13 protein-coding genes are annotated in these 13624 nt (G+C 36.6%); 6 read left to right on the top strand and 7 right to left on the bottom strand.

The annotated features are described in order from the left end of the window. Positions 1 to 149 precede the first annotated feature (149 nt). Together IW22_RS03355 and IW22_RS03350 are read left to right on the top strand one after the other, a co-directional pair. Positions 150 to 620, top strand: coding sequence for a hypothetical protein (locus IW22_RS03355; RefSeq protein WP_034724138.1), 471 nt, complete (start codon positions 150 to 152; stop codon positions 618 to 620). Positions 621 to 903: 283 nt separating this feature from the next. Beyond that, complete coding sequence (locus tag IW22_RS03350) at positions 904 to 2745, top strand: M1 family metallopeptidase (RefSeq protein WP_034724135.1); 1842 nt, start codon at positions 904 to 906, stop codon at positions 2743 to 2745. A gap of 173 nt (positions 2746 to 2918) precedes the next feature. Here the strand turns inward: IW22_RS03350 and IW22_RS03345 are convergent, their stop codons facing one another. Then, positions 2919 to 3521 (bottom strand): hypothetical protein, encoded by a 603-nt coding sequence (locus IW22_RS03345; RefSeq protein ID WP_034724133.1) that lies wholly within the window; start codon positions 3519 to 3521, stop codon positions 2919 to 2921. Positions 3522 to 3750: 229 nt separating this feature from the next. Between IW22_RS03345 and IW22_RS03340 the strand changes: the two genes are divergently transcribed. The 4 genes from IW22_RS03340 (at position 3751) to IW22_RS03325 (ending at position 6892) form a co-directional block, all read left to right on the top strand. Further along, positions 3751 to 4509: a type III pantothenate kinase gene (locus tag IW22_RS03340; RefSeq protein ID WP_034724131.1), complete on the top strand. Its 759-nt coding sequence runs from the start codon at positions 3751 to 3753 to the stop codon at positions 4507 to 4509. 76 nt (positions 4510 to 4585) lie between these two features. Further along, a complete protein-coding gene (locus tag IW22_RS03335) occupies positions 4586 to 5125 on the top strand; it encodes a GNAT family N-acetyltransferase (RefSeq protein ID WP_034724128.1) in 540 nt (179 codons plus the stop codon). Positions 5126 to 5172: 47 nt separating this feature from the next. After that, on the top strand, positions 5173 to 5751 hold the full coding sequence (locus IW22_RS03330) for a hypothetical protein (RefSeq protein ID WP_131401680.1): 579 nt from the start codon (positions 5173 to 5175) through the stop codon (positions 5749 to 5751). Then, positions 5741 to 6892, top strand: coding sequence for a hypothetical protein (locus tag IW22_RS03325; protein ID WP_034724124.1), 1152 nt, complete (start codon positions 5741 to 5743; stop codon positions 6890 to 6892). Before IW22_RS03330 ends, IW22_RS03325 begins: the two co-directional genes overlap by 11 nt. 146 nt (positions 6893 to 7038) lie before the next feature. Here the strand turns inward: IW22_RS03325 and IW22_RS03320 are convergent, their stop codons facing one another. From IW22_RS03320 to IW22_RS03295, 6 genes are all read right to left on the bottom strand, one after another. Beyond that, entirely contained in the window at positions 7039 to 7470 is a 432-nt protein-coding gene (locus IW22_RS03320; protein ID WP_034724123.1) for a nucleoside deaminase, read from the bottom strand. Beyond that, the gene (locus tag IW22_RS03315; RefSeq protein WP_228383989.1) at positions 7470 to 8096 is read right to left on the bottom strand and encodes an energy transducer TonB; all 627 of its coding nucleotides are present in this window, start codon (positions 8094 to 8096) and stop codon (positions 7470 to 7472) included. The genes IW22_RS03320 and IW22_RS03315 overlap by 1 nt, the downstream gene beginning before the upstream one ends. Before the next feature lie 55 nt (positions 8097 to 8151). Then, complete coding sequence (locus IW22_RS03310) at positions 8152 to 9072, bottom strand: helix-turn-helix transcriptional regulator (protein WP_034724122.1); 921 nt, start codon at positions 9070 to 9072, stop codon at positions 8152 to 8154. A gap of 109 nt (positions 9073 to 9181) precedes the next feature. Continuing rightward, the gene (locus IW22_RS03305; RefSeq protein ID WP_131401679.1) at positions 9182 to 9736 is read right to left on the bottom strand and encodes a hypothetical protein; all 555 of its coding nucleotides are present in this window, start codon (positions 9734 to 9736) and stop codon (positions 9182 to 9184) included. A gap of 1 nt (position 9737) precedes the next feature. Continuing rightward, complete coding sequence (locus IW22_RS03300) at positions 9738 to 11921, bottom strand: hypothetical protein (protein WP_051891009.1); 2184 nt, start codon at positions 11919 to 11921, stop codon at positions 9738 to 9740. Between the two features lie 86 nt (positions 11922 to 12007). Next, a complete protein-coding gene (locus IW22_RS03295; RefSeq protein ID WP_034724120.1) occupies positions 12008 to 13612 on the bottom strand; it encodes a hypothetical protein in 1605 nt (534 codons plus the stop codon). Positions 13613 to 13624 lie beyond the last annotated feature (12 nt).

The following is a 13624-nucleotide window of genomic DNA, read 5'->3' as shown; positions in this document are numbered from 1 at the left end:
CGAATATCACGAATCACCCATGTCAAGGTTCAAAACCTTGAAATGGCTCACAGGAAAATGTTTTTCATGAATGTCATTTGTGGTTAAATAAGTCTGTAGCATGGCTCAAGAAAAAATAATTATCTTTAAGAATCATAAAATGTCAAACAATGAGCTCAGCTTCACAATTAGCAAAAAGATTCAGGGAAGTCTTGCTGGATGGCCTGTGGATCGCCAATACAAATTTTAAAGATCAGCTTTCAGACGTAACCTGGGAACAGGCTGTCACCAAAATAGATTCTTTAAATACCATTGCCATGCTCACCTTTCATATTCATTATTATATAGCGGGAGTTCTCAATGTACTGGAAGGAGGTGATCTTGAAATAAAGGATCAGTTCAGTTTTGATCTTCCACCCATTGAATCTGAAGAACAGTGGAAGGATTTGTTGAACAGACTTTGGACGGATTCAGAAAAGTTTGCCTCATTGGTAGAGCAAATCCCTGATGATAAACTGGATGAGGTTTTTGTGGATCAGAAATACGATACCTACAGAAGAAATATAGACGGAATGATTGAGCATAGCTACTATCATTTGGGACAGATCACTTTAATAAAGAAGATGTTGACTCATTCATAATTTTAAACACAAATGGCACCAATGTTTTTCACGAATATCACTAATAAGTCATATCATCTTTCTAAACCTTGATATGGCTTCCAAGAAAATATCTTCACGAATTATTTGTGTTTAAAATTGTGCAATAATTTGTGCCATTTGTGTTTTAAAAAAATATGCACAATCAAACTTAACCATCAGAATAAAACCTCATCTAATCCAGAACAGATCAAAAAGCCCTAAAATACCTCCGTATTTGAGGGTTTTACATAAATTACCTACCTTTAAAAAAAATAAATTTTAAATGAGAAAATCGGCTGCAATCCTTTTTGCGTTTATCATTTCACAATTTCAGGCTCAGCAGGGGGCTTATTATCAGCAGGCTGCGAAGTACAAGATGGATATTGATGTTAATGCTGAAAAATTTACCTACCAGGGAAATCAAACCTTAGAATATACCAATAACTCACCGGATGAGTTGAATGTCGTGTATTTTCATCTGTACTGGAATGCTTTTAAGCCTAATTCGATGATGGACCAGAGAATTGCCGGTCAGGGGAAAAACGGAGATTCCAGGCTGCAGAAAGAGGGTATTTCGAGACTGGCTTCTATTCCAAAAGATCAGGAAGGCGCTCAAAATATTCACTGGATCAAGCAAAACGGAAAAGATTTGAAATTTGAAGTCCAGGAAACCATTATGAAGGTATATCTGGCAGAGCCTATCCAACCTAATTCTACCACGACTTTTACCATGGATTGGGATGCTGTAATCCCTCAGCAGATCAGAAGAAGTGGAAGAAACAACAGAGAAGGAGTCGACATGACCATGACTCAGTGGTATCCTAAAATTGCAGAATACGATTATGACGGTTGGGCCACTTTTGATTATATCGGAAGAGAGTTTCATGCGCCGTTCTCGGATTTTGATGTTACCATTAAAATCAATAAAGATTACGTGATTGGAGCAGGAGGAATTCTTGAAAATCCGGCAGACGTAAAAGGATATGATGCCGCTGCAAAAATTAAAGCAGATAAAAGCAAAAAAGCAGTCTGGAAATGGAAAGCCAATAATATCCTGGACTTTGCATGGAGTGCAGACAGAGATTATATCATTAAAAGTTTTGATGTTCCTGAAGGACCGAAAGTATTCCTTGTGTATCAGCAGAATGACAAAACTAAGGTTTGGGAAGAAGCTCAGCCTTATGTGACCAAATATTTCCAGCTGATGAATGCTCACTTCGGAAAATATGTATACCCGACCTACGCTTTTATACAAGGTGGTGACGGCGGTATGGAATACGGAATGTGTACCATGATCCTGGGAGAAGCTAAAGATATGAAAGGACTGATGGGCTTGATGGCTCACGAAGGCGCACACTCATGGTATCAGCAGATGCTGGCGACTAACGAATCTGTACGTCCATGGATGGATGAAGGGTTTACAAGCTATGCAGAAGGCTATGTGATGCATCAGTTATTCCCGGAAGAACTTCCGAATCCTTTTGTGCATACCGTGGAAGCTTACAGGAATTTTATTAAAAAAGGAATTGAAGAGCCTGCCGTATGGTTAGGCGATCATCACGATAACGGAACGGCTTACACGTATGCTTCTTACGTAAAAGGGGAGCTGTATCTTGTAGAGCTGGGCTATATTATGGGTGAGCAGAAACTTGCAGAAACCTTAAAGCAGTATTACGACCAATGGCATATGAAACATCCGTCTGACAGGGATTTCCTTCATATTGCTCAGAAAGTATCAGGAATGGATCTGAAATGGTTCCATAACTATTGGATCAACACGACAAAGACCATTGATTACGGGATTAAAGATGTGAAGTACGATGCAAAATCTACCACCATTACCCTTGTTAATAACGGTCAGGTTCCAATGCCTGTGGATTTCAGTGTACTGACAACAGATAAAAAAGTGGTTACCTATCAGATTCCTTTGAATATGACCCATACATGGAAGGATAAAGATATCTATGGCGACTTTAAGACGATGCCTTACTGGCCATGGACCCAAAAAGAATATACATTGACGATTCCTTATACAAAATCTCAGCTGTCTGTTTTAGGGATAGATTTCAGCCAGAGATTGGCAGATGTCAATATGGATGATAATATTGTTGAAGTAAAACAATAAATCCATAAAATTAAAAACCAATCCCGCAGAACTTTTCCGCGGGATTTTTATTTGTATTGAAATCTTCTAGTTTTCAGGTCTGAAATCTGACGTCTTAGGAAGCTTCACCATTCACTTGCGAAGCAAAATTCACCATTGACGATCTGACATCTCATATCTGGAAATCTATCTCCCTATTTTATCTCAAACTGCTGCACCATCCAGTGATTGGAATGATTTTTTACAAGATCGTTTTTTAGGGCTGCATCTTTTGTATTCAGGTAGCTGTATACTTTTAAAGGAACTGAATCAGGATATTCTTTTAATCCCTGATCAACGGTTGCTTTGGCTTCATTTTTCTTTCCGCCTCCGTCCAGTGCTTCAGCTTTGTAGATGTAAATGATCGCGGGTACTTTGCCGTACACATCCTTTGTTTCCTTTTCAAGCAAAGTCATTGCTTCGATCTGGAATTCTGTATCAGATGGTTTTCCAACCATTGCTGTACGGCTGATATGTTGCTGATACATCAGAAAAAGCATAAGGATATGAAGGTTTTTTGTATCTGGATTTGAGGCCATTTTTTCAATTCTCTCCACTGTTTCCGGTGTCATTTCATCTTTTTCGGACTGAAGGTTTTTGTTGTAAAATTCATCCAGAAGATCATAGACAGCCCGGTCATTCTTATCAATCTTTGCCCCTTCTTTTATTTTCTGAAATACGCTGTTTACCTGAGATGCACTCTGCGCAAAAGTATTCAGGCCGATACAAAAGAAAAATAAGAAGATCAGGTTTTTCATGGAAGATGAGGTTTAAAATATTTTGAGTTTTAAAGGTAATTAATTGTTTTCAATTTTCTAAATCTCAGGTTCAAATTTTACATAATGGAAATAAAATATTCAGATAACGTATTCCTGTCATCAAAAGAGATTCATGAATTCATCTAAATAACACCGATATTGCTTATTTTTGAGGATAAAGCCTTATTTTTACACCTGTTTTTTAACCCAGACTAGCTTAAAAAATCAAATGAATTCAATCGTAATCAACGTAGGGAACAGCAATATCAGATTCGGACTTTTCAATGGAGACAACTGTGATATTTCATGGGTGATCAATACCAAGCCGTACAGAACGGTAGATGAACTGTATGTTCAGATGCTGATGCTGTATCAGACCTACAAAATAGAACCGGAAGAGATCAGTAAAGTCATTATCGGATCTGTGGTCCCTCAGCTTACCAAAGTGATCAGCTCGGCCATTAAAAAGATCCATAAAATTTCACCGGTGATCGTCGACAGATCTACACCTTCCGGGGTTCAGGCGAAATCCAAACAGATGGGAACCGATATTTATGCTAACCTTGTCGCTGCCCACAATCTGTATCCCAACCGTAAGAAAATCGTTATTGATTTTGGAACGGCTCTTACCGCAAGTTGTGTGACGGAAACAGGAGAAACATTAGGTGTGATCATCGCTCCGGGAATCGTAACTTCTTTGAACTCACTGATCAGCCAGACGGCGCAGCTTCCTGACATCGAACTGAAAAAGCCTAAAACAGTTCTTGGGCTGGATACTGTAACCTGTATGCAAAGCGGGATGGTTTACGGATTTTTGGGAATGGTAGAAGGTTTTATAGACCGTATCAACGATGAGGTGAATGATGATTGTTTTGTAGTCGCTACAGGTGGGGTTTCCCATGTGTATAAGCCATTGACAGAAAAAATCCATGTGATGGACAGATTGCATACGCTGAAAGGTCTTTATTTCTTAGGAAAAGATTTATAGCAGTAAGGTTTAGGATGAAACTGATTTTGAGATAATCGGGCTTTGCAAATACAGTTATATTGTAAAAAAATAGGTTATGAGAAAACTAGAAGAACTTCCGGTCATAGAAACAGAGAGGCTGATTCTTTCACAGTTGAAGGAGGAGGATATTCCTCTGGTGAAGGTATATCTTCAGGAGAAAATTTTCTCAGATCTTACTTCCAATATTCCTTATCCGTATATGCTGGAACACGCGGCATTCTGGATAAAAATCTCTAAGGAAGCCTTTGAAAACAATACAGGGTATACTTTTGCTGTCCGCAATAAAGAAGGACAAATTATAGGAGCTATCGGACTTCACGACAGAGATGATGATAAAGCCGAACTGGGCTACTGGATGGGAAAACCGTTCTGGAACAAAGGATACATCACAGAAGCGGCTATCGCTCTGATTGATTTTGGATTCCGTGAGCTTGAAGTTAATAAAATCTACGCGACCTATTTTCTGCATAATCCTGCTTCCGGAAGAATCATGGAAAAAGCCGGGATGGAAGAAGAAGCACTGCTGAAACAGCATCTCAAGAAAGATGATGAATACTTTGATGTGATGATGTATTCTGTCTTTAAAAATAAATAATGATTTAACCTTTCGTGGAATACGCTATCAAATCTGCAAATACTTCCATGAAAACAATTTATATTCTCTTTGCTCTAAGCATCAACAATTTTCTTTTTTCGCAAACTAAACTGATCGCTTTCAAAAGTCATAGCGGGAATTCAGCAGATTTCAATACCGCTGTTTCTGAAGATCTTTTCGATGCCAATGCATCAAACCTTGGTATTGTTCCAAAAAGATACGTAAGAGATGCCAGGCTGGATTCCGTGATCATTCTTAACGATGAAGAAAGTGTTTTGGTGACCAGTTCTGCACGAAAAATAGTTCCGGACGGGACTAAAAAAGTATGGGAACCGGGAAGGGAAATAGTAAGAAATCATGCCCTTTTCTCCAGAAAGAATATTGACAGTGTAAAAAGTGTTTTGAAGAGAGATTATTACTTCGTCAATGATATGGACAGCGTTGTCTTTGTAGAATATGATCAAAAAAATAACTCCTATAAACAAGTCAAACCTGTAAAAGAAGCTAAACCAAATAAAGAAAAATCAGAAAAAATACCCAGAGGTCTCCTTTTAGGCATACTAATGTTTTCCGGAGCTTCAGGATTTTACAGCTGGAAAAAGAATAAGAAGAAAAATGAGAAGTAAATTTCTTCCAGGAACAGGAATATTTTTTCTGCTGTTTGTACTTTTCTTTCCATTAACTTTTCTGGGTGATTTTCAGCAAAGTTGGTCACTGTTTTTATGGGGTGACCTCACAGAGTTGATCGTGAAAAATATTTTTAAGATCAATCAGTCAAGAATAGATTTTTCTTCGGATAGCAGTTCTATGTTTGCATTGGTCATGATTCTTGCGACTGTATCAGGTCTGGCTGTTGTGATGATCAAAAAGAAATACCAGCAGAGAATTCTTGATTTGTCTAAAGAAATCATAGTTTTATACCTGGCTGTAGTTCTGATGAAATATGGTTTTGATAAAATTTTTAAAGCCCAGTTCTACCTTCCTGAACCTAATATTTTGTACTCACGCTTCGGAAATCTGGACAGAGATATTCTTTTTTGGAGTACGATGGGAACTTCCCGGCTGTATTCCGTATCTGCCGGAATTTTGGAGATTTTGACCGCGCTCCTGATTCTTTTCCGTAAAACACGTGTGCTCGGACTGTTGATTTCCATTGGTATCCTGATTAATATTTTTCTCATCAATATCGGATTTGATATCTCGGTTAAATTCTTTTCTCTGATTTTACTTTTTATGGCTGTTTTTGCATTAAAAGATGATTGGATTCCACTATACCGTTTTTTGATTTTAAAACAGGAAGTTAAGCCGGAAGAAAAAAGAGAAATCAATCCAAAGTTTCAGCCTGTCTGGGTGTTTTTCAGGACAGCTTTTGTAGGACTTTCACTGGCTGTCATCATATTTCCATTCATTGATTCCGGGAATTTTAATGATGATACAGCAGACAGACCTTTTCTTCATGGTGCTTTTAAAAATTTAGATACCGATTCGGATATTCAATATGTTTTCTTTCATCGGAACAGTTATCTTATCCTAATGGACAAAAATGAAAAGATGGTGGATTTTCATTATCTGCAGGGCTCAAAGAATCAAATTATTATCGAAGATTACAAAAATAGAAAGACAAAGGTTAATTATTTGTATCAGAAAAAAGACAGCCTTCTTACGCTCAATTTTGGAAAATACATGATAAAGACCAAAAAATTGAACTGGAGAAAGATGAATGCTTTACAACCTCTTTTCCATGCGGCTATAGAAGACGCAGAATAGATTTCAGATGGCAGACATCATATTTAAGATCGTCAATGGTGAATTTTGCTACGCAAGTGAAAAGTGAATCTTTTGGGTAAATATGAGATTTCAGTTATCAGACCCAAAGTCCGCATCTCGAATCCGGTAATTCTTCCAGGAGTTAATTATCTTTTACTTTTAAAGAATTCCTTAACGATCGTTGAGCATTCATGTTCCATAATGCCGGTGACGATTTCTGTTTTTGGATGCAGAGAAAGGTGTTTGTTGATAAATCCTCTCTGTTCATCTCTTGCGCCGATCACAACTTTGGAAATCTGCGACCAGGAAAGTGCTCCTGAGCACATCACGCATGGTTCCAGTGTCACATAAAGCGTACAGTTGATCAGGTATTTGCCACCCAGAAAATTGGCAGCTGAGGTGATCGCCTGCATTTCTGCGTGGGCCGTCACATCATTCAGTGTTTCTGTAAGGTTATGGGCTCTTGCAATGATGCGGTTATTAGAAACTACGATACATCCGATAGGAACCTCATCTTTTTCTAATGCGGCTTCTGCTTCCTGCAGAGCCATTTTCATGTAATATTCGTCGGTAAACATTAATCTTCAATCGTTAAAGTTAAAGGAAGTCTCAGATGATATCTTACCGGATCTCCTTTGATAACCGCAGGTGAGAATTTCTCTGAAATGGAATACAGTGCAATCTCAGCCTGCCGGTTGAATGTGAAATTATCCCCTTTTGCATGGACATTGCTAATAGTTCCGTCTTTCTCTACGATAAAAGCTACATCTGTTTTTACGGTTTTGGCTTCGGTATAAACAGCCGGCGTGTAAAAAAGATTGGCCACTTCCTGTCTCAGCGTACCAAAGCCCCCGGGATAATCGGCTGGTTTTTCAAAAACACCGGGTTTCTCGGTATGATTTCCTGATATGCCTTTTGGATTTTTTAATGACTGAAGATCTTCGAGGTTTCTCACTTTTAGTAAAGCACCAATCATTGCTACATTTTCAATGCTGTCCATCTTTTTCATGAAAAGGACAAAGTCAATTTTTATATTGGCTTTCATGTAGGAGTCCCGTTCCAGATCAAATTTCTTTTTAAACTCAGTATTCAGCATACTCCGGTGTTGGTTGTAAAAACTTTTTACATTCCGGAATTCTTCCTTCTGCTGTGAAAAGCAAAATGAAGAAATAAGGCAAAACAGATAGAGAAATAAAGCTTTCAAAAGAGTATATTTATGTAAATATAATCAAAATAAATGAGCTTTTTATTCTTGTGTATCAGCTTTCAAAATAACGGTTCAGGGACTCCTGGAGATGGGTGCGGATGTCATCAACTAAACCTTTAGGTTCCAGAACGGTGACTTCTTTTCCATATGAAAGAATCTCCTGCATAAAATCGTAAGTAGGGTGGAGGAAGAACTCAAAATAGATCTCTTCGGGAGTTTCTTTAGTTTCTGTTTGAGACTGGTGAAGCGGGAAACTTCTGATGTATTCTCCCTGATGTCTGCTGCATTTCATCACAATCTTCTCAGGATTCTGTTCTGCCAGATTCATCACGCCGAAAGCATTTTTGAAATGTTCCCTGAAATTGTAATTATATTTTTCGCGGAATTTATTGTCGCTCACGTCCAGGTAATTCACTCTGTCCAAACCAAAAGATTTCAGGACCTTGTCTTTGGTATCAATGGCGATGAGGTACCATCTGTCCTTGGATTCCTTTAAAGCCAGGGGATGAACCTTCCGGGAAGTCATTATTTTGTTTTTGTAGTTGTAATGTTCAAAGCTTACGACTCTTTTATTACGGATGGCGAAGAAAAGATCATAGAAGTGCTCTATTCCGGTGGGTTTTCTGCTTTCAAAAAAGATAAAGTCTGAAAAATCCGGATGAAGATTTAATGCGTTGCTTACCTGAAAAGATTCCAATAATTTCTGGTTGTATTCATCCACTTCCATGATGGGACGGCTTTCAATATAATAACGATTGTCGCCCTTCTTTTTGTTGTGAATGGAAAGATTAAAAAGATCGGAAATCTCCCGGATATCCCTTTGCAATGTACGGATCGAGTAGCTCTTGATCCCTGCATCCTGAAATTCGAAAGAGTTAAGAAGATAGTCCTCCAGCTGGGAATAAGTAGCCGGAGAACTTTCTAATCTTTTGATAATTAAGGCATATCTTGTCAGATAAAAATCTTTTTTCATTCGTCTATAATTTATGCGGCAGCAAGCTGCGTTTCATGGTGAAATTTTATAAGACAAATATATAGGCTTAATGCGACAAAACGTGTCGTGTTTTATTTTTTGTGGAAATTTATTGCCCGTAATCTATGAAAGAACTCTTATTGATGAATAGGTGAAATGTAGAGGGTGTAACTTCTATTTTTGAAATAGGACTATTGGAAATAACAAAAGTAGTTTTGTTATTGTGTTCATTTTCTGTAAATGTTTTCCCCTGTAGATTATTTTTTACAATATCTTTAAAAGCCTGAGAAGGACTTGAGAATTCCATAAATAGGTTGTCTAAATATTCAGTATTTGCTCCGAAGTCAGTTTTTACACCATATTTAAATTCGAATTGTATTTTTTTAATATCTTTTCTTTTAGAATTCTCTTTTTTTGTGTTTATCTCATAGTCAACAATTCCTGTCCATATAGGTAAAGGATTTGCATACTTTTCCTTGAAAATTATTATTAAAGTAGAAATTAATTCAGAGAGAGCGCATTTTAATAATAATTCTTCCAATGCCTCTTCTTTATCTAAATTCTCCATCGCTTTGGGATCGTACTCTTGCTGATCTAATGCAGTCGCTCTGTATTGTTTCGGTGTTACATAATATAACACTTCATAGTTTTTTTTTGTAATCATTTTATAATTTTTTATAATGAATATATTCAACCCTGTTTTTTAATTTCATAAGTTGCTCTATATAAAGGTCTGCCACTTCTAAAGAATTATCAAAAAGAGTTGCCGAAAACATTTTTTTCTCATTTTTGGCTTTTACTATTTCCTTTATAAGAAGCCTGATCTCTGTTGTTGTTAATGGTTCTCCTATATATCTTAATACAAATACACTTTTGTCAGTTGCTGCTATAGCTCTAAGTTCTTTTATCTGATTAAATAAGAATGCTCTAATATCTCCAGTACTTAAACTACTGCCAAGGGGATGGTTATGTGTAACTATTGACCCTGGTAAATGTTCAGAATGAGAAGTCAAATCTACTTCTTTACGTTTCCCACTGGTAATGCCTTCAATCATTTCTCCTGTGGCTTTCTTAATTCCTGCATATTCATCTGCGAATTCAAAGATTTTCTTTTCGTATTCAAGAATTTCAGCAGGAGCTATATCAGAGGCTATATCCACCACTTTTACTAAAATACTCCTAATCTCACTGCCTGCTCCTTCATACAGAAGCAGCTTTTTATTACTTAAAAACCAATCTGCAATTTTTTTCCAGAGATTATTGACAAAATCATGTAATTTCTTTCCTCCTTCTTTGAACAAGAGCACTAAATCTTCTAATGCTTTGCTTACTTTTTGATAAGCTTCAGCAGTTTGTATTTTTACAAATTTAGCAGTTTGGGAAATTGTTTTACCTATTTCAGAATTAATTTTAGCTAAAAGTTCACCCATCTTTCCTACTTCAGCTACTTTCGCAATATCCGCTATGGGAATAAAGAATGTACCAATAAATGAAATTGTAAAACCTGCTGCATAATTGATTCTTACCCAATTGAACTCTTCATTATCTTTACTGCTTAGATAATCTTTAATATTTTTTACCCCTTCTTTTATGGCTTCCCATAGATTTTCAAAAAAAGTAATATCAAGCATATCCCAAAAATTATCAATCATCTCTAAAGTATGTTGAAAATCTTTACTGATATCAAATGGGGCCTCAAGCAAACTTCCAAAAAATTTAAATATTGATACAACAAAGTCCACAAGTCCATTCCAGATGCCAGATAACAAAGCGATATCTTCAGTTAAATTATTTTTAATTTCGTTAATACCGGGATTAAATGGTTTAAAGAAAAATTCTATTTTCTCTTTTATATAACTGTTATAGTTTTCTATAAATGCTTCTACTAAATTCAATTGAGATAAAATAATATCATCTAAAAATTTCGGGGTAAAATCTGAAAAATCAATTCCTTTTTTATCATTAAACAGATCTTTTATGAACTTTAATTTTTCCGGAGAAATTGTAAGAATTTGTATTAGATTTTCTTTTTGGAAAAGATACCCTTCAATCTCAGTATCCCAAAATGTATCAGGAATTTTTAAAAATTCTAATCCCTCTCCAATCTTTTTTAAGATCCATCCTATTGCCTTGGTGGGAGCAGAGATTCCTATCATTACGTATTTAAGAACTGTAAAAAAGCCTTTTTTTATTTTACTTTGCTCCACATAGCCTTTTTTCATAAGTTCTTCAACAATTTGCTGATTAATATTATCTGTATTTTTCAGTACAGCTTTCATAATCTCATTGTCAAAAAGATTGCTTTTAAGGTTGCCTTTTTCATCAGTAAACTGCTTACGGACTTCTTCAGACATTTTTCCATATAAAACATCGTTGCTCAACTCACCAGAATCGCTTTCCAGGAATAGAATTACTTCATCAGCTTTAGGTTGGACAACTTCGTAACACTCCTTTACTTTATTTCCGTCATTCGAAACAAATAATAATAATTTAAAAGCCAATAAATCACCCTCATCTCCGTAACTGGAATTTCTGTTGTTGTCAAAATAATAATTGTAAGTGTTAAACTTATATTTGTTTTTAACAGTAAGGTTAACTTCTTCAATGACATTTATGTTTCCATTGCCGGAAATGTCTCCATTCGGATAATATTTTTTTTGAATATCTTCTGCAGTCTGGTTGAAAAGTTTTACAGTTGCCAGCGGGCTTAGATTATTCATTCCTCTCATATTTTCTCCAACTGTAAATGGATTTTTTAAGGAAGGGAATGTGGGAAGAACAAATTTATTGTCCATCGACAGAACTTCTTCTCCTATGTCAAAAACACCTTTATATTCTGTATTTTTCATTTTTCATATTTTTTTAGAGATTAAAAAAGGGCAGAATGTTTAAATTCTGCCCAATTTCACTAATTGCTTTCTCCTACACAGAAGAGTTAATTAGTTAAATAACAGTTGATGATATTAATGCTGCATTTGTGGAGTTTCAATCTGTTCTGGATCTGTAAACTCAGACTTAATGCATCGGTAGAACCGTCAAATGTCTGTGTGTATAGAGCATTGGAACTGTTGTCTATGACAATGAATGTGTATAGCGAGCCTACTCTCTGAAGGATAAAATCGTAAGATTTACTTCCTGTTGTAGAAAATGAAGGAAAATTCACGCCACTCAAAAGTGAAGCTCTCTGGTAAATCTGCATGGCGGGACCATGGTCTCCATTGCTTGCCTGCCAACGGGAGAAATTATGAAATCTCATAAACGCAAACGAATTGCTAATCAGTTGGTTGGAGTTTGAACTCAAAGTCAGACCAGCGTATATACTTCCTCCGGATACATCAGGACTAGCATTGGAATTGGCAATGTTTTCAATTTGAAACTGCAGATAGAAATCTTTATTGGCAGGAATCAGCTCAGAACTTTTTAATGAAGCAATCATATTATAGTTATTGGCTAAGGCTTCAATTGAAGAGTCTGTACTCACCTGTGCTGAACCTCCACTTCCAAAGTTTTCAGTGGAAGCATTATTGTTGAATGTTTTAAGATCCCAGGTCAATGCGCCGGTATTAACCATTTGCATATTATTGGTTACTGTTACTGTTTTTCCGGTCACGTAATTGGCAACACCATTCCATATTTTTATTTTATAACTTCCTATAGGTAAAACGTGGAAATTAAAATAGAAAATAAGGTCAGTGCCATTGGCAGAAAGCTGTACCTGGGAATTGGGCACGAGCGCGATGGGTGTATTGCCATCATTGGCCATGATTTCAACAGAGAAACTCGTAGGATTAATATTAAGATTTGCCCCCTTAAGTAATATCCACGTGTTGTTATTATTATTAACATTTACCACGGTTGGGGAAATCAATCCTACACTCATACTTGCGGTAGTCCAGCCGCCGTTCATTTTGGTTTTCCATGCTGTTTTTTCTGCTTCTGTCATTTGATTGGGCATATCAACTAAAAAGCTTTTGCTGTCTACGACAGCATTTAAACCACTGGTATTCTGTACTACAATTTTCTGGAAATTGCCGATGTCCGTATTTTTGTTTGGCAAGCCCGATACGGTATAAGGATTTCCCAGCGTATTAATTGTAAATGGAGCATTGACCGTATGATTTCTGGCGGAGGTACTTGACAGGTCTGTATTCATCATGTTTTTTCCTAAATCTCCAGCGGGTAGTTTTGCTGTATTGCCATTGCCGTCTATACCGACAACTTTTGAAAAGTTCTGGGTATTTCCATCCGTTACAGGAGCGTTGAGTTTATGATCAAGATCTGTTAAAGTGCTTTTGTTAAACTGCGCCTGAGTAAAAATTCCTTCTGCCTGAAGATCAGGATCAGAAATTTTGATGATATTATCCTTAAGATCTTCAGTGGAAAGGCCTGTAGCAGGGTTTTTCATATCACCATTTTCATCAATGGCGTAGTCTGTATAAGTAGCTGCACCTGGTGCAGCTACTTGGTAAATTACATTGGTTTCTCTTTCTCCTTCAGGAGGTAATGCATTTACCCTAATAATTTTTCCTATATTGGACATATTATTGTTTTT

This window comes from Chryseobacterium sp. JM1, assembly GCF_000737715.1.
Classification (GTDB): domain Bacteria; phylum Bacteroidota; class Bacteroidia; order Flavobacteriales; family Weeksellaceae; genus Chryseobacterium.
Note: the sequence above shows the minus strand (reverse complement) of the source record. Positions and strands in the feature narration are given on the sequence as shown.

Coding starts and splice junctions, on each gene's coding strand:
- IW22_RS03325 (WP_034724124.1), top strand. CDS start 5,741: ATGAGAAGTAAATTTCTTCCAGGAACAGGAATATTTTTTCTGCTGTTT.
- IW22_RS03350 (WP_034724135.1), top strand. CDS start 904: ATGAGAAAATCGGCTGCAATCCTTTTTGCGTTTATCATTTCACAATTT.
- IW22_RS03330 (WP_131401680.1), top strand. CDS start 5,173: ATGAAAACAATTTATATTCTCTTTGCTCTAAGCATCAACAATTTTCTT.
- IW22_RS03340 (WP_034724131.1), top strand. CDS start 3,751: ATGAATTCAATCGTAATCAACGTAGGGAACAGCAATATCAGATTCGGA.
- IW22_RS03355 (WP_034724138.1), top strand. CDS start 150: ATGAGCTCAGCTTCACAATTAGCAAAAAGATTCAGGGAAGTCTTGCTG.
- IW22_RS03295 (WP_034724120.1), bottom strand. CDS start 13,612: ATGTCCAATATAGGAAAAATTATTAGGGTAAATGCATTACCTCCTGAA.
- IW22_RS03305 (WP_131401679.1), bottom strand. CDS start 9,736: ATGATTACAAAAAAAAACTATGAAGTGTTATATTATGTAACACCGAAA.
- IW22_RS03345 (WP_034724133.1), bottom strand. CDS start 3,521: ATGAAAAACCTGATCTTCTTATTTTTCTTTTGTATCGGCCTGAATACT.
- IW22_RS03300 (WP_051891009.1), bottom strand. CDS start 11,921: ATGAAAAATACAGAATATAAAGGTGTTTTTGACATAGGAGAAGAAGTT.
- IW22_RS03335 (WP_034724128.1), top strand. CDS start 4,586: ATGAGAAAACTAGAAGAACTTCCGGTCATAGAAACAGAGAGGCTGATT.
- IW22_RS03320 (WP_034724123.1), bottom strand. CDS start 7,470: ATGTTTACCGACGAATATTACATGAAAATGGCTCTGCAGGAAGCAGAA.
- IW22_RS03310 (WP_034724122.1), bottom strand. CDS start 9,072: ATGAAAAAAGATTTTTATCTGACAAGATATGCCTTAATTATCAAAAGA.